The sequence below is a fragment of the Algoriphagus machipongonensis genome (genome assembly GCF_000166275.1).
In the GTDB taxonomy this organism is placed as follows: domain Bacteria; phylum Bacteroidota; class Bacteroidia; order Cytophagales; family Cyclobacteriaceae; genus Algoriphagus; species Algoriphagus machipongonensis.
Window position 1 is genome coordinate 4,008,120 of the sequence record NZ_CM001023.1, and the last position, 22,007, is coordinate 4,030,126.

Below are 22,007 nucleotides of genomic sequence, written 5' to 3' on the forward strand. Positions count from 1 at the left end.
AGCCGGGATTGTTTGAAAATATTGATGACCAACCTCAGCATTTTGATGACGAACACTAAGAAACCTAGGTTCAGGCTTCCTTTTTCATTTTTTCCATGTTCATCCTCGAAACGAACCTGTTCGACATTTTAATTATTTGAATCCCTACCGATTGCTAAGATTTGCCGAAGCTAAAAACACAGGCCATGAACCAACTCGAAATCTGCACTCTCAGCAAAACCTATCCCAACGGTGTGAAAGCTCTAAATGATATTTCCATCACCATCAACAATGGAATGTTTGGTCTTTTAGGTCCTAATGGAGCCGGAAAATCCAGTTTGATGCGAACACTTGCCATGCTTCAGGAAGCGGGTTCAGGGGAGATACTTTTTAACGGCCAAGCTGTACAAAAGAATCCAGAAGCAATCCGATCTGTATTAGGCTATTTACCTCAAGAGTTTGGAGTTTATCCCAAAGTTTCTGCCTTGGAATTATTAGATCATATCGCAGTCCTCAAAGGGATCACGGATTATGGACAGCGAAAGGAACAGGTGAATTTTCTTTTGCAACAAACCAATCTCTACGAACATAGAAAAAAGGCTGTGCATTCCTATTCGGGCGGGATGAAACAACGATTTGGAATTGCTCAGGCGCTTCTTGGTGACCCCAAACTGATTATAGTGGATGAACCCACCGCAGGTCTTGATCCTGAAGAAAGAAATCGATTCCTAAATCTTCTGAGCGAAATCGGTGAAAACATCATCGTCATTCTTTCTACCCATTTGGTGGATGATGTGTTGGAGCTTTGTCCTCAAATGGCAATTATGAATCAAGGTAAAATCCTTGTTCAGGGAAATCCAGTCTTGCTCACTGCAAGTTTGAAGGGCAAAATATGGTGTAAAAAAATCACCAAATCAGAGTTGCCCCAGTATCAGGAAAAGCTGAATATCATCTCTTCAAAATTGATTGCCGGAGAAACTCTGATTCATGTAAAAGCTGATGAATTACCAGCTGCTGGTTTTGAATCTACCATTCCCAATCTGGAAGATTTCTATTTCACCACCCTTAAAACTTTTAAGAAATGAAAGGCCCCAAATTTTTATCCCTGCTTCGATTTGAGCTCAGCTACCAACTCAGAACCAAAGCAGTGTACCTCTTTGGCCTGATCTACTTTGGCTTTGCCTGCTTGATGGGAAGTCAAGGTGCCACCCCAGCTGGCGTGAATTACAATTCGGAATATGAGCTGTTCTTCAAAATGGGCTTGATCAGTTTGGGAGCGGTTTTTTCCATCATGTTTTTTGTAGTGACGGCAGTTCAGAGAGATAGCAAATATGGAATGGAAGAACTTATTTTTTCCAGTCCACTTTCCAAATCAACATTCTTTTTCAGTCGTTTCTTGGGTGCCTGGCTTGTAGGAATACTGGTGATTATACTAGCAATTCCAGGCTTTTACCTTGGAGTTAATATCTCCGATCTAGATCCAAGTAGAGTAGCAATCTTTCAGATTCAGGATAGCATTGCTGTAGCAGGGATGCTTCTGATTCCATCAGTTAGCATCTGCACTGTCCTGCTGTTTTCCGTTTGCCTCCTTACCAAAAACTCTTTGGCTACCTATTCCGTGGCGGTTTTAATTTATGCTTTGTATTTCATCTCTGCCATTTTCCTGAACTCACCGCTCTTGGCAAATGCGGCTCCAGTTTCCAGCGAAAACTTATTCCTAGCAGCTCTGGCGGACCCTTTTGGGCTATCAGCTTTCTTCGAGCAAACTAATCTTTGTACTCCTTTTCAAAAAAATCAGGAGCGAATTTCATTTATCAGTTTGCTGGGGTTGAACAGGTTGATCTGGTTAGGGATCAGCGGATTTATTTTGGTAGCTTGCTATCGCAAATTCTCTTTTAGACCCTCCCATCAAAAACAGCAAAAAACTGACCTCCTCAAAGAAACTGAAGGTCTAAATAGTCTTTCATTCCCCAAACCAAAAAAGGCTACCATTTCAATCCGTAATTATTTCCCAATCCTAACTTCTCTGATCCGAATGGATCTGAAATTCATATTTCAAAGTATCGCTTTTTGGGCTGTATTGGGAACTTGGGTAATACTGGCTGTAACCGAAATCTATTCTAAACTCTATGCTGGAGGAACCTATGATGAGAATTACTTTCCTGCCAGCCAACTCCTTTTAGAGCAGGTTCAGCAACCTTTGTATTTGTTTGGAATCTTGCTTCTGGTGTTTTTTTCTCGTGAATTGGTTTGGAGAATGAAAAATGGGAAGTTCCATGAAATCATAGGTGCCACACCTATTCCAAACACCTATTTTTTCATCTCAAAACTTGGCACACTTTCAATTCTAGTGATACTTTTGATCGGTGCCACAATGGTAATTTCATACAGCTTCCAGTTGGTTCAAGGCTATTTGGATTCAGACAGCTTCGCAATATTTAGTCTTTTGCTCTTTCCGGGAATCCCACTACTCTTCTATGCTTGCCTCTTTCTCCTAATTCAGAATTTCTCTCGAAGCAATTACCTTGGAATGGGACTTTCAGTCCTTGCATTCGCCTTATTTGCTGGGCCTTTGGGAACCGCAATAGGATTAAATCATCCTTTATGGCAAATGGGCGATCTACCTCCTCTAAACTACAGCCAGCAAGCAGGATGGGAAATGAACAGTCCAGGATTTTGGATTTTTGCTTTGCTTTGGTCAGTTCTGGCCCTGTCGGCAATTCTGCTTTTGGCCAAACATTGGACCGGCGGATTGAATAGAATCAAAGTCATTCAAGCCTGGAATAAATCCACATTTTTCGGACTTGGGGCTTTGCTGGCATTCTTCGCTTTATCGGGTTTCTGTGCGTATCAGATCAACATTATCGAGGGATATCAAAGTAGCGATCAACTGCTGGATAAGCAGGAAGCCTATGAATTAACTTACAAGCGATTCGAAAATGCTCCGGTACTGAGTTATTCTTCCATTCAATTGAAAGTCGATCTTTTCCCTTCAAAAGGAACCTACCATGCTTTGGTAAAAGGAAAATTAAAGAATAACTCAGAGGAAGTCATAGATAAAATGCTCCTCACGGAGAAAGAGTTTTTGGAAAATCTCTGGATTGACCAAGCTTCTAATCTCGAGAAAAACGAGCTCCTGAAAGTCTACGAAATAGAATTTGAAAACCCGGTATTGCCAGAGCAAGAGATAGAATTCTCTTTTGAGGTAAAAACTAACCCAACACTATTCAAGTATGATCCAGCCATTATTCAAGACGGTTCATATCTCAATTTAAGGGATTTTGCCCCCTACTTCGGATATTCTGAAGGAAGAGAAATCAGTAATAATCAGGAAAGAAAAAAACGAAACCTTCCTCTCAAGCCTGACAGCTTTTCTTCTCAAGATCATCTCGAACAGCTCGAAGTCAATCTAATGAAAGTGGAATTTGAAGCCGAGATCAGCACCGAATCAGGACAAACAGCGTTAACCTCCGGCGATTTAATTACGAAGAAAACGGAAGGAAATAGGGAGATTTTCTTTTACAAAAGCCCTGAGAAAATTATGCCTGCTATCGCTATTTTTTCAGGAAATTATCAAGTAGAATCCCTCTTAACAGATAATCTTCAGCTTCAAGTTTATACAATTCCTGCCCATCGCTTTGCATCCAAGGAAACACTAAACACCATGAAATTGAGTTTGGAATATCTATCCAAAACCTTTGGTGATTATCCTTTTTCATCGCTTAAAATCGTAGAAATCCCTTCTTTCTGGGGATTTGGGGGATTTGCCCATCCCGGCATCATCAGCATGGTGGAAGACAATTATTTTCTGGTAAAGCCACAGCCTGAAAATCAGTTCGACTTGCGTCGCAAACGTGCGATCCACGAAGTTGCACATCAATGGTTCGGGCATTTGTTGGCACCTAGAAATATCCCTGGAGCTTCCTTCTTTGTAGAAGGTTGGGCAAAATATTCAGAGGCATTGGTCTTGAAAGAAACGGTAGGAAAACCGGCCATTTGGAATCTAACAGATAATGCTAGCCGAACCTATTTTTCAGGAAGAGCATTTGCCACTGAAACCGAGCCTCCACTCAGCGAAATGGAAAGCCAAAACTACTTGGCTTATGGAAAAAGTATCTTGAGTTTATTGGCAATTGAGGACTTAATAGGACCAGAAAGACTGAACACAGTTATCCGGAAAATGGTCGATCAAAGCCGAAATAAAAGTGTTCCTAGCATCGCTTTTCAGGATTTTCTCAACGAATTAAATCTCACTTGCAATGCTACTGAATGGACACTAATCCAGGATTGGCTGGAAAAAGTAATTCATTACGACATCAAAATCGAGTCTGCTCAATCTAGCGAACTTGACAATGGAAGTTTCGAGACCAGAGTAACCTATTCTGCAAATAAACTCGAAACCCGGCCTGATGGATCCATCAGGGAAATAGAATTGAATGAGCCGATAAGAATTGCTTCTTTTGAGAACCACCCAAATGAAAACATCTTGGAGAAAGATATTATTTCATCAGAAATATTTACCCTAGAAAGTGGCAAAACCGAGCTAATCCTACATTCTAAAGTAAAACCAAAATGGGTAGGAATCGACCCTTGGGGAACCAGACCTGATCAAGATAGAAGGGATAATTTCATCAGGCTAGATTGAATTATGTAATGAGATTTATAACATTCAATTCCTATTTAAGTATGGTATGATCTTAGCAATTCAATTATCTTCAAGCTGCAATTGGATCTAATTTATGTACAGACTAATCCTCATTCTCCTACTATTTACTCCGCTTTGCTCTCAAGCCCAGACTGTCTGCACCTTAGAAAGCCGTGAAAAACTGGAAGGCTTTTTGGATCAGCTTTCTCAAAATGATTATTCTGAAAAATCCCCAAATGAACTGAATATTGAAATTGGGAAATGGTTTCTAGCAACTCCCTATGTGGAGAAAACACTGGAATTGCCAGGCACCGAAAAATTAGTCATCAATACCACTGGTGTTGACTGCACCACTTTTTTGGAAACAGTGGTCACACTGACCCGAATTTCCAAATCAGGTTCGGTTTCCTTTGAGGGCTTTGAAGAAGAATTGGAGAATCTCCGCTATCGAGGAGGGGAAAATCAGGGTTATCCTTCTAGACTTCATTATTTCTCAGATTGGATTTTCGATAACCAGGAAAAAGGAATCATCGAAGATGTGACTTCGAAAGTCGGAGGAAGCCCCTACCCAAATGCTCCAACTTTCATGTCTGAAAACCCACAATTTTACAGACAGTTGAGTGAATCTGAAAACCTAGAAGCCATTAAAGAGGCGGAAACAAAAATTGAAAAACGTGGATATTTCTACATTCCTAAAGCGGAAATTGCATCGCTCGAAAAGAATATCCAATCGGGCGATTTGATCGCAATTACGACCTCCATGCCTAATCTGGATATCGTGCACACAGGTTTTGCCATTGAGAAAAATGGAAGAATTCATCTCCTACATGCTAGTTCGAAGAATATGGAAGTGGAGATATCCGAAAAGCCACTAAGCGATTATCTTGCTGGAAATAAAAGTCAATCCGGAATCATGGTGGCTAGGTTGAAAACTCAATAAAAAAGCCCTCCCCTCTGGGATAATTCCCATACAGGAAGGGCAGGGTGATCAGAACAACTTTCTTACTTATTTAAAGTTTTTAGACACTTTCAAGGTGAAATATTGGAATTTGTAGCCTGTTCCAGAGGCAGCTGCTACGTTGGAAAATTGGCCGTTTAGTCCAAAATCAAATCCGCTGACCCTATAATTCAATTCAGCCTGAGCTCTGAAGGATGGATCCAAACTCTGTTTTTCTATTTGCTGAAAACCGGCAGCAGCTTGGAGTTTAAGAGCCATTTTGGATACCAGAGGCATTGGGGTGCTGTAATCCACAAAAATCTCAGTACTCATAAATCGTTTGGGTGCGAAATACAAAGTAGTCTCCGAATCACTATAACTCAATGCCGAGAAATTGACTCCGGTTTTTAAAGTGGGTTCTGTTCTCAGAAGTCGATAAATCGATCCGAAAAACTGAATTCTCGAATTCTGATCGTTGAGCAAACCGTAGCTTCCTTGTGAGTAAAACCCGGTTTTTCCTCCAAACATAATGTGAGTCAGATAACCTAAATTTTGACTCCTGATATTTTTCCCGAGCAAATCGGCAGTAAAGTTCAATAGATCAGATCCATAGGTAAGACCAAACATCCTTCTATCATTGGGTTGGAATTTGGTTTCAAATTTCCCCGTCACTCCGATAAATGAATCAACATCACCAGATTTTACCTGCTGCACGGTTAGTTCGGCACTACTTTGCCAAGCCTGACTCCAAATTATGCTTGCTCCACCGGCTACAAAACTGGATTTAGTCTGCTGTCCTTCGGGAGCTTTCACCTGGCTGGCTCCTGCTCGAATTCCAACTTGTACAGGAGCATTTCGTTGATTTTGCCAAAAAACTGACTGTTCAGTCCTGGTATTTTTGGCGATATCTGCAAAATACCCCACAATCACTCCTGCAGTTTGAACAGAACGGTCACTGATAATGCCATTCAGTTTTTGAAGTTGAGACTCTGATAATTCTCCCCTGTATTTTTCAATGGTTGCCTCTGCTTTTTTCCATTGCTTTTTGCCAAGCAAAACCTCCACGTATTCCTGGATGTAATAGGGTTTTGGAAATTCTTGTACCAAAGTGTCGTAATAGGCCAAGCCTTGGGAATAATTACCCGCGGTAGTAAACAGCCTAGCTTTCATGACCAAGGATTGATCCGGATCTACCAGCTCAATATTCTCTGAAAGAAATGCTTCTGCCTCTTTGGTTTTGATGTTCCAAAGCATGGCATTGAAGTAATTGACAGTCGCACTTTTATTGACAGAATCTTGACTCCATGCTCTATAGGCCGCTTCCAGTGCTTTGGAAGGCTTTTTATTCATAAAAAGAGCATAGGAAAGATTGATTTTGACAATGGTAGGCTCGTAATCCAATGGAATCAATTGATTAAAAACAGCTACAGCCTGAGCAAAATCCTGATTCTGAAGACAGAGATCTCCTTTGAACAAAAGGATCTGGGAATCCTCTGGATTATGAAGAAGAATGCTATCCAATTGACTGATTGCATCCCCGTACTTCTCTTGAGTTCTGAACTCGCTGGCTTTCTGGATATACTGTTCCCGCGTTGCAGGATCTAAGGCATTGTTCTGTCCATTAGCCATGAAAGGAATTAAAATTAATCCCAAAAAGCCTATAAGTTTAAAAGGAGTATTGATATATTTCTTCAAACTCTTACAAGCATGGAAATACAATTCAGCAATTTTTCGATAACCGGTTCGGAAAAACCCGCCTTGAAAGTAGAAGTGATCGGCGAAGCCAAAGGCAGTGCCACGGAAATATTGAGAGGCAAATTGCCCGAAATATTGGCGAATGAGGCTGATCTCGTCTATTTGGATATCAGAGGGCTGACTGATAATGACCTGGGATTTGTCAATGAGATAATTCACATGCATTACACGCTTGCCGAACAATCCAAAAAACTGATCTTGCTTTATAAAAAGGGATCTACTTTTGAACCTTGGATTAACACTTCTGGAATCGACAAATTCGTTGAACTTGCGATTACGGCTTAGTGTGAATTGATCTAGGATGGAAGCGAGAATTAGTCCATAAATCAAGGATCCAACACCCATCATAAATACATCCCAAAACGAGATAAAGTCCGGAAAGAAGAATATCCTATACAAAATCGCCATTCCTATTCCAGGAAGCGTCAACCACCAAAACCTCCTTTTTTTAGAGTCTGAGGGTGTTAATATTGGTTGAGTTTCCAGATGAATCATAAAATGAATCACCCAAAGCAATCCAAGTAAACTGAACCCATACTGTAGAAAATCATAGACTGGAAAGCCATAGATCCCCTTAAGGATGGATGTCTGAAATACTGGAAATAACTCCACGACCCAGCCATCATAATGGGTCATCCCATCCAGCACCAAATGGGTACCTATCCCCAACATGATCGACAACAGAATCCCAATCCAGTTTTTTTTCAGGGCCAAAAGCCAATTAAATTTTAGGTATTGAACTGTTCTGGATTGGAACCATTTCGGAGATGCCTTAAATAGCGGCATCTTAATCAGACAATGGAAAATCAAGGCAATTGCAAAAGCAACTGGCAAGTCAAATAGGAAAATCCCTGTAATCTTATGCCCGATATTTTCGCTCAGTTTAAGTTGAAGATAAAACTCCAAATCAGGCACCACACTTCCTACGACAAGACCAGTCTGGGAAAGACGCTTGGAAGTTTTGGAAAAAGGCAAAATCGCTGCTGGATGTGAAAAGGTAAAAGGCATGTGATTGGGATTAGGCTACTTTGGCAGTTTGAGAATTTGAGACAATTTCTACCACGAGTTCTTCAGTGACATTACTTTTAAGCAAGTACTCCACTGAGCCATATTCCATGGCAGCAATCGCTACTTCCAGGTTTTCCATGGCAGTGCAAAAAACCACTTCGATTCCTGGATAATATCCTTTTACTTCTTTGAGGATATCCAGCCCATTTGAATGCTCCATTTGATAATCCAAAAAGATCATCCCCGGATTTAGGTGGATATTTTTCAAGCAGGTCTCTCCGTCCTCAAATGTGTGGATTTTGGAAAAGCCAATCTTGGCTAGAATTTGTCTTAAGACTTCAGTCCAGAAAGGGTCGTCGTCGACAATAAAGGCGGGTAAGTGTTTGATGTTTTTCATTCTTATTTTTTTCAAACAACTATTTCACATATGAGACCAAAATAAAAAAGTGCCTTAGAACGACTCTAAGACACTTTTTACAAATTTAAATTCCATATTTTGGAATGCTGTTCTAAAAACAGGAATATCTTTAGGTTAAATCATCTTCCAAAATCATCTTGTAACCTGACTATATCTTCTTCATCTGAAGGATTTGCAGCATCAGTGTGTTGCCAAATCTCGGCTACAACACCCCAATCTTCCAAACCAATTAATCGGTGTCTTTCTCCTTGAGTCAATTTGATTTTATCGCCCTTACTCAGGGTTTTTATCTCTCTTTCGGTATCGTCATTACTTGTTGCTACTGCCACATTTCCTGCGATACATCTCCAGATTTCAGCTCTTCTGAAATGGTACTGCCAGCTCAACCTTTTATTTGGTGCTACCAACAGAATTTTAGGGCTCAATTTTTCCGAGATTTTTAATGCTTCAAAATCTTCCTCCGGAAAAAATTCCTGGGCAAACTGAGATGCCTGACTCTCTTCCAAAACCAGAAAACCTCCCCATGGACGATCTCGGTCTTGCTTTACAATTTGTAATTCCAGATCATTCATCAAAGACTCTGCATATTCAAATATCTCCTCTTTTGTTTTCATTTGTTTGTTGATTTCAAATCCTTGGCTACTAAATGAAGGACCTGATCTAAATGATTCATCAAATAAATCATCCTTTCTGATTTTTGTTGGTTTACTATTTCTGTTTCTATCTCTATTACTTCCTCGCTGATCTCCTGGACCCTCATCATCTTAATCGATGGTTTTATTTTATGGACCAACTTCCTTACTTCATCAAAGTTCCCTTTTTCAAATTCTTTCATTGCCTGCCTGGCAGATACCATGACGCTAGTATGGAATAAATGAATCATTTTATCCATAAAATCGGCATTCCCTTTTGCAATATTTTCCAGTTCGTCCAAGGAGTATAAAGGCTTCGATGAAGTAGCTTTTTCTGGAATTTTCGAAACGGTTTCTTGGCTTCCTATTAACAATCGAGAAATCATGTTCAACAAGTCCTTTTCCTGAAATGGCTTTGCCAAAAAATCATCCATTCCATGTGAAAGATATTTTTCTCGATCCCCTTTCATTGCAAAAGCAGTCAAAGCAATAATTGGAATTTTTGATTGTAAATCGTCTCGAATCACTTTTGTAGCCATCATACCATCCATGACAGGCATTTGAACATCCATCAAAATCAAATCAAGCGAATGATCTTTTGCAGCCTGAATAGCTTCCTCACCATTGTTTGCAGTGATGGTCAACATCTCATTTTGTTCCAGGATAGTCGTAGCAACCAATCGATTAAATTCATTATCATCAACAACCAGTATTTTTTTACCTTTCAGCAAAGCTTCGTTGATCGAGGAAGAGTCTTCAACTGGAAGGTCACTTTCTTGACCTTTTGGCAATTTGAAATTGACTGACACGATTGTTCCTAATCCTTTTTGGGACTCGATTTTCATTTGCCCTCCCATCAGTTGCACTAGTTCTTTGCTGATGCTCAAACCTAGGCCTGTTCCACCGAATTTTCTTGTGATCGTAGTATCTTCTTGTACGTACTTTTCAAAATTGCTATTGACAAAGTCATCATCCATTCCAATCCCTGTGTCAATGACTGAAAATTTAATTTCCTGATGACTTTCAGTTTCAGAAATAGAATGACATTGAAGTACTACTTTTCCTTTTTCTGTAAACTTGATTGCATTGGAAAGTAGGTTTAGCAAAATCTGACTTATCCTGATAGGGTCACCTATCAGAACTTCATTGATTCTGGAATCATAATTTAAAATAGAATAGTCCAAGCCTTTACTTTCAGCTTTGGCTTTCATCATTTCAAACGTATGCTCAATAATGTTTTTAGGTTTAAACCCAATGGCTTCTATGGTCATTTTTCCAGCTTCCAATTTTGATAGGTCCAAAATATCTTTGATAATCACCATAAGATGACTAGCGGAATCCTGGATTGCTTTAATGTATTTATTTTGCTGGTCGTTTAATGCTGATTTCGCCAATTGCTCACCCATGCCTACAATCGCATTCATTGGTGTTCTGATTTCATGGCTCATATTGGCAAAGAAGATTTCCTTAGCTCGCTTTGATTTTTCAGCCTCCTCCCTCTGCCGGATAAGCTCTTCCTCCAGTCTTTTTTGATCAGTGATATCCAAGTGAATCCCGATGGATCCGATCAGTTCATTTTTATCATTATAATTTGGAGCTCCGCTGATAAACCACCATCGATATTCTCCATTGGGTCTTTTATATTTCAATTCATAAGAGTCCGAAACCCCACTTTTCCTACTTTCGGACTTGATTAATAATTTTTCTTTATCTGATTCATTGAGCAGCAAATCTGTTGCTTTCCTACCGATGAAATCCTCCAATTCGTATCCTGCCATCTGGCAAAAAGTCTGATTGGCATGGAGGACATGTTCATTTAAATCAACTTCCAAAAGTCCCAAATTCATATTGGAGATGATATTTCTGAACTTCTCCTCCTGCTGAAACAACCGCATTTCTGATTGCTTTCTCTTCTGGATATTGACCAACATCTGCGCAAAGACAAACAAAAGTTCAATCTCTTTATGAGAATAGGTGTGTTGATGATTAACAGAATCAAATCCCACAAATCCCATAAGATCTTCTTTGAACATCATAGGAATGGCTATCAAACTTTTGATTCCCTGAGGCTCAAGAATATCATACAGCCCATCAAAGCCCAATTCTTTCAGTGTGGAAACGTCATTTACCGAAAATGGCTTTCCTTGAGCATGGGCATCTAGCCACTGGGGAACATATTCTAAAGGTACATCTTGGGTATTTTCTATTTCACGGGAAATTCCTGGGCCACACCATTCATGAGTACAAGAACAGGTGAAGGCATCGAGATCATATGAAAATATATAAGCTCTATCAGCATTGACGAACTCTCCTATTTTTTTCAACGAGGCATCAATATTGGTATCCACCTCGTCCAAATCGATATTGATGTAGGTAGAAGAAATATCTATCAAAATGTTTTTGAGTTTCTCCTGATTTTCCAAAAGAGCTTCAGTCTTTTTTCGTTCGGAGATATCTACTAAAATCCCATTTATTCTTACGGGTTTTCCATCTTCAAAAATCAATTTCCCTTTATCCTGAACCCACTTCACTTTTTTAGATGGAGTAATGATTCTGTATTCCTGAATGTATTCATTGTTTTCTTGGACATCTTCCAAAATAGTATCCAAAACATGAAGATCATCAGGATGTATAGTTTTGCTTCTCCATGAATTATCTTCCAAGAGAATATCCATATCCAGCTCAAATAGGTCTTCCGCTGATGGTGTAAAAAATATCCCAGAAAGATCAGGATAGCTAACTGACCAAATCACATCTTTGAGTTCATTTAGAACACTTCCCAGCTTTTTATTAAGGGATACCAACTCTTTCTCGGCATTTTTTTGTTCTGTGATATCAGAATGTGTCCCAATAATTTTTAGAGGAATTCCCTGTGGGTCTTTTTCGATAACTATGCCCCTATCCTTGACCCATTTGATACTGCCATCTTCATGAAGCATTCGGTATTCCAATTGGTGAGAAGATATTTCTCCCCGCTTATACCTCAAATCATTTTCAACCAAAATTGGATAGTCTTCCTGATGTATATGGGAATTCCAGACTTCTCCCACGTTGACAGACTGATCAAATGTAAGTCCTAGGAAATTTTTAGCCTTATTAGAAAAGCTAGTTTTATTAGTTCTAAAATCATGCTCCCACACATTATCACCGGAAAATTCCAGAACCTGTCTGAAGGTCTTCTCAAATTCCTGAATTTTATTTTTAGAGATCTTCTCTTCGGTTACATCCTCTACCAAGGTGAAGTAGTGAAGGAACTCTCCATTTTTATCAGATACTGCCTGACCATTTACCCTTGCCCAAAACCATGTTCCATCCTTTTTGTAATGTTTCAACTCAACTTTATAGGGTTCTTTTTTAAAAAAAGAATCAAGCATTTTTTTTAATTCTTCCTTCTGGGTTTCTTCACCTCTTCCCAATTCAAGGGGAGTTTTCCCAATAATCTCAGATAAATCATATTGGGTCTGTCTTAGGTATCCCTCATTGGCATAGGTAATATATCCTTCCTCATCAGTATAAATGATCCCATCTAAGTTGGCACTAGCCACATAGGATAGATTTTCCAAACTTTCTTTTTGATGCGAGATGGTTTCGATCAGTTCTTTGAGATCTGCAGTAACCAATTCTTGGTTTTTGATCAGATGGAGCAAATCCACCAATGGATCAAGCGCCGCAAAATCAGAAATTGAAAGGTCATTGGAAACCAATTCCTCTATAGAACTAAACCAGGGAGAACCCAAAAACAAGAGTAATTCCTGATCTTCAAAATATTCAAACTGTCCTCTGAAAAGCGTGGCATTATCCTTTTTCCTTTTTAAAAGAACCGTTTTTGAGGAGTTTTGAGATAATATTTCAAATTCAAAATCAGTTTCTTTTGGTCTTTCAATAAGAAATAAGTCTTCCACAGATTTTCCTTGGATATCACCCAGCATTTTTAAAAGGCTTGGACCAAAAAACTTGATTTTTTTGTCCTTGGAAAACGCAAAATGAAACGGAAACGTCGTGTCCAGATGCTTCTTTTTGAGGTCTATATGTGGTTCATTTTTGTTCACCAGCTTACTTTAAATGCTTCATGGTCATGACCATTTTCCCTTCCATAGAGATGAATGATTTCTACAGGAGTTTCAAATAATTTACCTAAACCAGATAACAATCCTTCCATAAATCCCACTAAACCTTCTCTTTTTGAAAAATAATGAACGACCAAAGATTGGTCCTCAATACCATCAATTTTGAACTCAGGTGGAGTCAACTTAGGATAGATCAGCATGATTCGGTCATGAAATAAGGGAAGATTGATCAAGAAGTCCTTCAGATTAGTTCCTCCTGCCTTCATTAAACCTCCATATTTTTCATTTCCTGTTTTAAGAATCCACCATTCTCCAAATGTAAACAAGACCTCATCGACCGAGATATTGAGCTCTTCAGAAGCTGCTATTGCCAGTTGGTAAGTGACTGAGTCATCATATGGTTCGGTGCTGATGAAATAATCGATGTTTATATCGCTTTTCAATTTGATGATTTCCCACTTTTCCTTACCAAAATTGGTAGTAATCAATTCTTGAATCGATTTATTTACGAGTCCGTACATAGGTTCCTTTTTTAAAGAATCAGATAACAATCTAAAAATCAAGCCAAATCAAAAACCACTTTTAAGAGCTAAAAAGAGCGTATTTAAAACTAAATAGTATTTATTTATTCCTAATTCTGGAAAAATTTTCCAGAATTAGGAATTATTCCGCTTTGATTTCACCCTCTTGAATCATTTTGTAAATCGTACTTTTCCCGATGTCCAATGCTTTCGCTGTCTCGATCACATCTCCATTATTCTTTTTAAGATAATGATTGACAATATCGCAGGTATGCTGCCTCAAAGTCTTGTTTTCCATCAAAAACATATTTTCCTTTTGCACTGAAAAATAGCTGATGTCTTGTGCTTTGATTTCCTGTCCATCTGCCATCACTGCTGCCAGCTCAATAACCGCTTTTAGCTCTCGAATATTCCCTGGAAAAGGGTATTTCAAGAGTTTGTCTTTGGCATCAGCTGCGAGTGAAAGGGAAGAGATCTTATTCGTCTTGACAAAATCATCCAAAAAATGCTTTGCCAAAATCAAGACATCTGAACCTCTCTCGCGTAAAGGAGGTAAATCGATCGGCAAACCCATCACCCTGAAAAATAAATCTTCCCGAAAATTCCCTTTTCTGACTTCATCCGACAGATTTTTATGGGTAGCAGAGATGACTCTGACATCTAGCTTCACCGATTCATTTCCTCCCACTCTGGTTAGCTCACGCTCCTGAAGAACTCTGAGAAGTTTTGACTGGAGATTAAGATCCATTTCAGCAATCTCATCCAAAAAGATGGTTCCGCCATTGGCTTCTTCAAACTTTCCGATCTTCCTACTTACTGCTCCGGTAAAGGCTCCTTTTTCATATCCAAAAAGCTCACTTTCTATTAGGTCTTTTGGAATAGCGGCCATGTTAACCGCCACAAAGCTTTTCTTCTTTCTATCACTATTATAATGAATCGCTTTTGCTACCACTTCCTTTCCTGTCCCAGTCTCACCAGTAATCGACACATTGATATTGGTCTTGATCGCCTTTTCGATCAAGGAAAAAACACTTTTGAGAACGGGACTATTTCCTAAAATAGTTTTTTCAAAAGTGTACTTCTGCCCCAGTTCCTCCTTAAGAGTTTCTACCTCCTTTTTTAAGGATTGATTTTCCCGGATCTTAATGACACTGTTCCAAAGCAAATCTTTGGTAGCCTCATCTTTGACCAGATAATCACTTACACCGGCTTTGAGCAAACCAACAGCTACACTGATATCTTCTTGGGAACTGATCACCACTACCGGAATGCTGGGATTGTATTCTTTGATCTTTTGAAAAAGTTTGTCCCCCGGTAAATCTGGTAAGGAAAAATCGACAGTGATCAAGTCAGGTTTTTCCTGAAGCTTTAATAAACAGGCTTTGGCTGTAGCAAATAAATGAACTTCATAGTCCGGGTTTAAACCTAAGTGATACTCCAGAATCTGCCCGTACCAAGGATCATCTTCTACAATAAATATTTTAAACTGGCTCATAGCATTTCATTATTCCCTTAAGGTACAAAAAGGTTTTCTAACAATACAATTTTTGGAATTAATTCCATTTTCTGGAAAATAAAGAAACATGAAAATATTTAATAATCTGATTTTCAATGACTTAAAATAATGGATTATGATTTGACTAATTGTTGGCACATCGAAAACCCAACAAGGATGAAAACATTACAGAATCAAAAAAGGGAAAACGTGATCAGTGAGTTGCTTCAAAGTGCATTGAATTATGACCCGGAAATTCAGCACCATTACGCCATCGTAATTCCATGCTACAACGAAGAAAAAAGATTTGCTTATCAGGAATTCAAAACATTTGCCCTGCAGCATCCAGAGGTTTTGCTATGCTTGGTCAATGATGGTAGCAAAGACAGAACATTAGCTGTACTCAGAGGCATTCAGACCGAAAGCCCAAGCAACATTGCAGTTTATGACATGCCTCAAAACGGAGGAAAATCAGAAGCTGTAAGGCAGGGAATGTTGTTTGTCCATAGAAATTACGATTCAAAATTGATCGGATTTTTGGATGCTGATTTGGCTACGCACCCTGAAGAATGGTTGCTAATGGCAAAATACAAAGAGGCACATCCAAAATATGGTGCAATCGTGGGAAGCAGAATCCAGCGATTAGGAGCTGACATTAACCGCGACGACAGCAGATCCCTTGTCAGCAGCATGATCAAAAAAATCATCAAAGCCATTTTGCGCGCCAACTTCCAGGATACTCAGTGCGGAGCCAAAATTTTCCAGAGAAACCTGGTTCCTTTTTTATTCAAAAATCAATTCGAAACTCCTTGGCTCTTTGATGTCGAGATCTTCTTGAGACTTCAGCAAAAATTCGGGAAGACCACCTTACAAAAAGGAGTGTTGGAGTACCCTCTTCTACACTGGTCAGAAATCGGAGATTCCAGATTAAAACTAAAAGACACCATCAAAATCCCATTGCAATTATTGGGACTCTATTATCACTATCAAATTAAAAGAAAACCAAAGAGCATCCTGAATAACAAACAGTTAAAGCTTGCCCTTCAATCAAACTAAAAATCAAACAACCCATGAAAAATCAAAATAACTACGTAGCCATCATGGCAGGTGGAGTCGGAAGCAGATTCTGGCCAATGAGCAAAACAAGCTATCCAAAGCAATTCTTGGATATTCTGAACACTGGAAGAACATTGATCCAGTCTACCTATGACAGGTTCTCTACTTTCATTCCAGCCGAAAACATTTTTGTAGTTACCTCTACAGAATATGTATCCATCGTAAAAGAGCAATTACCTCACTTGCCAGAAGGTAACATCGTGGCTGAGCCAGAGAGAAAAAACACGGCAGCCTGCGTGGCTTACATTTCTTTCAAGTTGAAGAAAATGAATCCAAATGCCAATATGATTGTGGCTCCAAGTGATCACTTGATCGGGGATTTGGATCTTTTTACAAATACCTGCAAAAAGGCATTGGATTTCACTGCAAAGCAATATGCTTTCGTCACGCTAGGTATAAGGCCTACTCATCCCAATACCGGATATGGCTACATCCAATTCGATCTAGAAAAAAGTAAGTCTGGAGTATTTAAAGTAAACAGATTCACTGAAAAGCCGGATTTAAGCACTGCCAAAGAATTTCTTTCTGAAGGTAACTACCTATGGAATTCAGGGATTTTCATCTGGAAAGCAGAGGATATCGTGGCTGCTTTTTGGGAGCATTTCCCATACATGTTTGACCTTTTCCAAGACAGAATCACTGATTTGAATACCTCAAACGAGGCACAGGCAATTCGGGAAATCTACGAAAAATGCCCTTCTACTTCCATTGATTACGCCATCATGGAAAAAGCTAAAAATGTCCATTTGATCCCTTCTGACTTCACTTGGAATGACCTAGGAACCTGGAACAGTGCCTATGAGAATTTCCGAAAAGACGAAGAAATGAATGCCAACAATAGCAAAAGCGCCATTCTGGTTGACAGTAAAGGATGCTTGGTTCACTCCAACGAGCAAAAACTGATGGTGATAGGTGGTTTGGAGGATCTCATCATTGTGAATACACCTGAGGCACTATTGATCTGTAAAAAAGAAAACGAGCAACAGATCAAAGAATATGTAGCCAAAGTGAAGGAAGTACAAGGAGTTTTATACATCTAATCAAACCTGACAGTCAAGTGAAAAATCAAGATCATATGCTTTGGAGTGAATTTCTAGGGAAAAGGCTTCTTCTAGTGGCCTTGTCCCTAGGACTCCTTACTCATGGGATCATTGTGTACTTCACTTTGCCGCAAACTTATGATGCCTATGTGCACATGTTTTTTGCGGATCACTATTCCAGATTCTGGTTCGAACCATGGGAATATCGCTGGTACACCGGCTTTTTGACCATCAGCTATCCTCCTTTAGTTCATCAGTTAATAGCACTGATCAGTAAGATTTTCCCTTTGAAGATCGCTTTTGCCATCTATGCCATCTGCATCTTCGAAGCACTGATACAAGGAGTTTACAGGTTCACAAAAATGTTCTACTCTAAGCAAACTGCCGGAGTAGCTGCCATCTTAGCAGTAGTATTGAGTTCCTTGGTAGAAACCCTGCATGTTTATGGACAGGTACCTACACTGACTGGGCTTGCATTTCTCTTGAATGCATTACCCTTCCTTTACCAATACATCAAAACCTCCGATTGGAGATACCTGTTGATGTCATTGGCTTTCATTGCTGTGACTGTGAGTTCACATCATGTGACTGCGATATTCGGGATGGTTTTCTTCATCGCTCCGACCATGTTGATGGCAGGTATTGATGGCAACCCGGAGCTGGGAAAGAAAAGCCTTTTCGGAGGATTTCTTCCTGGTCTTATCGTTGTGGTTTGGAAGAAAAAGAAAGAAATCCTGCTTTTCGGATTCTCGACGATCTTTCTAGCCATTTCATTGATCTTCCCTTATTGGTACTGGAGTCGTACTGACCCTATTACTCAAGTTTCTATTCCTCATGGATCCAGAGACAATTTTCTGGAAGAAACCAGCTCAGGACTTGTATTTTATATCATTCCGCTTTTGCTGATTTTCGCTCTCATTCCGGCAATCTCTTTCCTTATTACCCGCAAGAAAAGACATTTGGGTTGGGCAGTTTCTTTCTACACCTGCTTGCTTTTGGGAAGCGGTGGCACCACTCCATTACCGAAAATGATTTTGGGAGAAAATGCCTTCAACATTCTGACATTAGACAGATTCGGGTTTTGGGCTTCTATTATCGCTATCCCTTACATCAGCCATTTCTTGGTATCCTTCATCGGAGGAACAGTCAAAAATTATTGGACTGCAAAATATGGCGAGACTTCCCATTTCGTTATCTCAGGATTGAGTGGCTTTTCTTACCTACTATTCATTATCTACATCTTCCACTTGGCCAGCTTTCGTCCTTTGCAGCCGAAATCAGTTGAAATTGAGCCAATTATAAATTTCCTAAACCGTGATGATCATATGCGCTGGAGATACCTGACTTTAGGTTTTGGGGATCAAATGGCTTGGTTATCCTCCAATACCTTGGCGGCAACTATTGATGGAAATTACCATTCGGCAAGAAGGCTTCCTGAAATGACTTCCAGAGCAGTAGAGCGATTGGAAAACGCAAAATATTTGATGGAAGATGGAATGGCGTCTTTGAATGACTTCCTGACCCTAGCTGAAAAGTACCAACTTAAATATGTTTTCAGCAACGATCGATACTATGATCCTTTGCTGTTTTATTCAGGATGGAATAGAACTATCCGTTTGGAAAATGGGATCATGGTTTGGGAAAAAGGCAATATCTCCACAATCCAACCAATCAAGCCAACTGACCTGAATCCTCTACTTAAAAAACTTTGGGGAATTCTGCCATTGACTACACTTTCAGTGGCCATGCTTCTGACTTTGGTTTACTTGTTTTATTTCAAGAAAACCCAAAATGAATTGATCGCTGAAGAGGAAGTTTCTAATTATCCAAAGTCCGTCATTCATTCTTCAGCTTGGATTCCATTTGTCCTATTCAGCAGCTTTTTGATCTTCCAGATCTATGAGCTCTTGTTGATTGACGAGCAAAAAGACCCTACCACCACAATCTATTCCCATTTCAATCACCTGGATTTCCAGCGATTTGAGGAAGCTTTCCAATTCTTTAAACCAGGGCCTGCTTATAGCTTGGATCAATATCTTTTGGAAAAATCTGTGAGCGACGGAGGCCTTTTGCCATCATTTGCCAAACTGGATCATCTGGAAATTGATACGCTTGAATTGAAAGATAATTCCGCAAAAATGAAGGTTCATACCTCTTGGAGAACTTCTCTTGGTCCAAGAGAAAAAGAAGAAGAAATGAGCTTGGAGAAGATGGATAACAAATGGTTTATCCTTCCTCCTCAGCTTGAACTGGAAATCCCTGAGGAGCAAGTCATCACCTATACTTACACGCTTTTCAAGAAAATGGGAAAGCGAGTAGTCAGCAGTTTCCCAACTGTCAAAGATGACCGGATCAAAAAACCATTTGCCGGCTTTTACCAGGCTAATTTGGTGCAAGTGGGAGAAGAATTCAACCTTACTGGTGAACTGATCAATGCTGATAATATTCCGATTACACTGGCAGTGAAAGCAGTAATCACCTATGAAAATGACAGTACTGTAAGCTTTTTCCCACAAAGAAAAATCCATTACAATCTGGCTCCAAAAGCTTCTACTTGGTTTGAAGTTCCATTGGGAGTTCAAGAAACAGAAGGCGACAAAAAGATCAAATCCATCTCTTTGGAACTGGAAACAGACATCAGTGAGCGCGGCTACATCAGAGGTGGAGAGCTTTCTTACAAAGTCTTGAATGAAGGAAGCCATTCTTCTCTTTTCGAGGCAACTATGAAAAACCCATTCACTGCCGAAATCACGATTCCAGGAGTATTAATCTCAGAAAAGGATTCTTTGGGAAGAATTGTGCAAGTGGACCTTTGGACTTATCCAAAATCTATTAGAAGTGGACTTGAGGCAAATTTCGAGATCCCTTTCCAAAAAATTGAATCAATATCCAAGATCATTTCTGAGATCCCAATTCAACTAAAAATTAACGGCCAATCCCGTGAACTGCTGGAGAACAAAACTTCCTCCACTGAAAGGATCAGCTTCTTACCGCATTGCTTCATCTCACAAGAAATCTATTTACAATGAAAAACACGAGCTACCTTTTCTTATTGGTTTTGAGCCTCTTTGCTTGTCAAAAAGAAGATATCAAACAGCCTGTTTTCATTAATCCAGAAATCATGCATTTGACCTATCAAGACAGTTTGAAGTTTGAGGTGGAAGGCGAAAACTGGTCTGTATACATCCAAACTCCTGTTCACATCATCTATCCAGAATTCACTCAGGAAAACGGACAACTCACAATTCTTTTGACACCAAAAGAAGGAGTTATCGAAGGCTCTGCTTATGTCACTCTTCATCATGAAGAACAGCATTTCAATTTTCCGATCTATTTGAAAAATCAGGGTTCTGAAATTCAATTGGAAGATCTAAGAAGTCCAAAGACGGTAAATACAGATTCATCAATGGTTCAACAGCAAATCCTATATGCTTTTGATCAATCAGGAAATTTGACCGAAGTAAAAGAAGGATCCTATTTTCAGGAAAACTACCTGGAACTAAGCCCAAAGACAGGGATTTTCAAAGGGATCACAGGCACTGCAGTTTCCAGCTATTATGTAGATCCAGGAACTGTCAAAGAAATTCCTTTAAGCTATTCTGTAGACCAGATGAATCAAACTTTGACTATCAAAGCTGGACCCTTACTGGATCAATTTCAGAACACGGTTGCCAACGGAACATTAGTCATTTTCTTAGTTGAAAAAGAAGGAAAAACAACCCGCTTAGAGGCTGTAGTTCAAGAGGCTTACAGCCAATTAACCTTCCCCCTTTATAGAGCCAAAAACGCAAACGTAACTGCGAAAATCGCTCATATTTCTTCTTCCACCTTAACTCTGTCCCAGCCATGACCAGATGGATATTCTTAGGTTTCTTGCTGATAGTGGGAGTTCTTTTGGCTTCCATGGCTAGACTTCAGGAAAAGAATGACGACATCCCATATTTCCTTCGATATGATTCTTTGGCAGCAAATTCTAACCCTGCCATTCAATTGGAAGTGGTTTCCACTGAAATCCCAACCGAAGAGCAATTAGAAAAACTAAAGAAGGACCACGCTGCGATTTGGGCGCACCTAAATGAACTCTACCAGCATCCAAATCCAAAACCTAGCAAGGAAAGACTGACCGAAAGATTCTATATGCACCTCGCAAAAAATTACAAAGAGGGACCTTCTGGAACTATCAAGAGAAAGGATTTAAGCCATTCACTTCAGATACAAACCTGGTCAAGAGATGGACTTTCCTGCAACATTCTGGATCAGGAAGCTCAATTCAGACTAGAATTTCCCGACGGAACCACAAAAAACTTTACAACCAAAATTGCAATCAGTCTGCTGTTCCAAGGAGACAATTGGAGACTGGACGCTATCAGATTTATTGACTAAAAACATCAAAC

General features: G+C 39.6%; 14 protein-coding genes. 8 read left to right on the forward strand and 6 right to left on the reverse strand.

Going from position 1 to position 22,007, the window contains the following annotated elements:
* The first annotated feature begins 185 nt into the window (after positions 1–185).
* From ALPR1_RS16875 to ALPR1_RS16885, 3 genes are all read left to right on the forward strand, one after another.
* Entirely contained in the window at positions 186–1,064 is an 879-nt protein-coding gene (locus ALPR1_RS16875; protein ID WP_008202503.1) for an ABC transporter ATP-binding protein, read from the forward strand.
* Positions 1,061–4,624: a M1 family aminopeptidase gene (locus ALPR1_RS16880; RefSeq protein WP_008202505.1), complete on the forward strand. Its 3,564-nt coding sequence runs from the start codon at positions 1,061–1,063 to the stop codon at positions 4,622–4,624. The genes ALPR1_RS16875 and ALPR1_RS16880 overlap by 4 nt, the downstream gene beginning before the upstream one ends.
* Positions 4,625–4,718: 94 nt before the next feature.
* Positions 4,719–5,564 (forward strand): N-acetylmuramoyl-L-alanine amidase-like domain-containing protein, encoded by an 846-nt coding sequence (locus ALPR1_RS16885; protein WP_008202506.1) that lies wholly within the window; start codon positions 4,719–4,721, stop codon positions 5,562–5,564.
* Between the two features lie 66 nt (positions 5,565–5,630).
* Here ALPR1_RS16885 and ALPR1_RS20440 read toward each other — a convergent pair whose 3' ends face one another.
* The 6 genes from ALPR1_RS20440 to ALPR1_RS16915 form a co-directional block, all read right to left on the reverse strand.
* A complete protein-coding gene (locus tag ALPR1_RS20440) occupies positions 5,631–8,324 on the reverse strand; it encodes a DUF4184 family protein (RefSeq protein WP_008202508.1) in 2,694 nt (897 codons plus the stop codon).
* Between the two features lie 10 nt (positions 8,325–8,334).
* On the reverse strand, positions 8,335–8,721 hold the full coding sequence (locus ALPR1_RS16895) for a response regulator (protein WP_008202510.1): 387 nt from the start codon (positions 8,719–8,721) through the stop codon (positions 8,335–8,337).
* Positions 8,722–8,861: 140 nt separating this feature from the next.
* Positions 8,862–9,356: a cupin domain-containing protein gene (locus tag ALPR1_RS16900; protein WP_008202511.1), complete on the reverse strand. Its 495-nt coding sequence runs from the start codon at positions 9,354–9,356 to the stop codon at positions 8,862–8,864.
* The gene (locus ALPR1_RS20445; protein ID WP_008202512.1) at positions 9,353–13,423 is read right to left on the reverse strand and encodes a PAS domain S-box protein; all 4,071 of its coding nucleotides are present in this window, start codon (positions 13,421–13,423) and stop codon (positions 9,353–9,355) included. Before ALPR1_RS20445 ends, ALPR1_RS16900 begins: the two co-directional genes overlap by 4 nt.
* A complete protein-coding gene (locus ALPR1_RS16910; RefSeq protein ID WP_008202513.1) occupies positions 13,420–13,962 on the reverse strand; it encodes a heme NO-binding domain-containing protein in 543 nt (180 codons plus the stop codon). Before ALPR1_RS16910 ends, ALPR1_RS20445 begins: the two co-directional genes overlap by 4 nt.
* 142 nt (positions 13,963–14,104) lie before the next feature.
* Positions 14,105–15,457, reverse strand: coding sequence for a sigma-54-dependent transcriptional regulator (locus tag ALPR1_RS16915; RefSeq protein WP_008202514.1), 1,353 nt, complete (start codon positions 15,455–15,457; stop codon positions 14,105–14,107).
* A 177-nt stretch (positions 15,458–15,634) separates the two neighbouring features.
* Between ALPR1_RS16915 and ALPR1_RS16920 the strand changes: the two genes are divergently transcribed.
* Genes ALPR1_RS16920 through ALPR1_RS16940 form a run of 5 tightly spaced genes read left to right on the forward strand, consistent with a single transcriptional unit; the run spans position 15,635 to position 21,996 of the window.
* Positions 15,635–16,513 carry a glycosyltransferase gene (locus ALPR1_RS16920; protein WP_153231832.1) on the forward strand — a complete coding sequence of 293 codons (879 nt, stop codon included), beginning with the start codon at positions 15,635–15,637 and terminating at the stop codon, positions 16,511–16,513.
* Between the two features lie 14 nt (positions 16,514–16,527).
* A complete protein-coding gene (locus ALPR1_RS16925) occupies positions 16,528–17,613 on the forward strand; it encodes a mannose-1-phosphate guanylyltransferase (protein WP_008202516.1) in 1,086 nt (361 codons plus the stop codon).
* Positions 17,614–17,630: 17 nt separating this feature from the next.
* Positions 17,631–20,642, forward strand: a complete 3,012-nt coding sequence (locus tag ALPR1_RS16930; RefSeq protein ID WP_008202517.1) for a hypothetical protein — start codon at positions 17,631–17,633, stop codon at positions 20,640–20,642.
* Positions 20,639–21,463, forward strand: a complete 825-nt coding sequence (locus tag ALPR1_RS16935; RefSeq protein WP_008202518.1) for a hypothetical protein — start codon at positions 20,639–20,641, stop codon at positions 21,461–21,463. The genes ALPR1_RS16930 and ALPR1_RS16935 overlap by 4 nt, the downstream gene beginning before the upstream one ends.
* Positions 21,460–21,996 (forward strand): hypothetical protein, encoded by a 537-nt coding sequence (locus ALPR1_RS16940; protein ID WP_008202519.1) that lies wholly within the window; start codon positions 21,460–21,462, stop codon positions 21,994–21,996. The genes ALPR1_RS16935 and ALPR1_RS16940 overlap by 4 nt, the downstream gene beginning before the upstream one ends.
* Positions 21,997–22,007: the final 11 nt, after the last annotated feature.

Bases quoted from the DNA above. Each gene is read 5' to 3' on its own strand.
- ALPR1_RS16875 (WP_008202503.1), top strand. From the start codon at position 186: ATGAACCAACTCGAAATCTGCACTCTCAGCAAAACCTATCCCAACGGT.
- ALPR1_RS16880 (WP_008202505.1), top strand. From the start codon at position 1,061: ATGAAAGGCCCCAAATTTTTATCCCTGCTTCGATTTGAGCTCAGCTAC.
- ALPR1_RS16885 (WP_008202506.1), top strand. From the start codon at position 4,719: ATGTACAGACTAATCCTCATTCTCCTACTATTTACTCCGCTTTGCTCT.
- ALPR1_RS20440 (WP_008202508.1), bottom strand. From the start codon at position 8,324: ATGCCTTTTACCTTTTCACATCCAGCAGCGATTTTGCCTTTTTCCAAA.
- ALPR1_RS16895 (WP_008202510.1), bottom strand. From the start codon at position 8,721: ATGAAAAACATCAAACACTTACCCGCCTTTATTGTCGACGACGACCCT.
- ALPR1_RS16900 (WP_008202511.1), bottom strand. From the start codon at position 9,356: ATGAAAACAAAAGAGGAGATATTTGAATATGCAGAGTCTTTGATGAAT.
- ALPR1_RS16910 (WP_008202513.1), bottom strand. From the start codon at position 13,962: ATGTACGGACTCGTAAATAAATCGATTCAAGAATTGATTACTACCAAT.
- ALPR1_RS16915 (WP_008202514.1), bottom strand. From the start codon at position 15,457: ATGAGCCAGTTTAAAATATTTATTGTAGAAGATGATCCTTGGTACGGG.
- ALPR1_RS16920 (WP_153231832.1), top strand. From the start codon at position 15,635: ATGAAAACATTACAGAATCAAAAAAGGGAAAACGTGATCAGTGAGTTG.
- ALPR1_RS16925 (WP_008202516.1), top strand. From the start codon at position 16,528: ATGAAAAATCAAAATAACTACGTAGCCATCATGGCAGGTGGAGTCGGA.
- ALPR1_RS16935 (WP_008202518.1), top strand. From the start codon at position 20,639: ATGAAAAACACGAGCTACCTTTTCTTATTGGTTTTGAGCCTCTTTGCT.
- ALPR1_RS16940 (WP_008202519.1), top strand. From the start codon at position 21,460: ATGACCAGATGGATATTCTTAGGTTTCTTGCTGATAGTGGGAGTTCTT.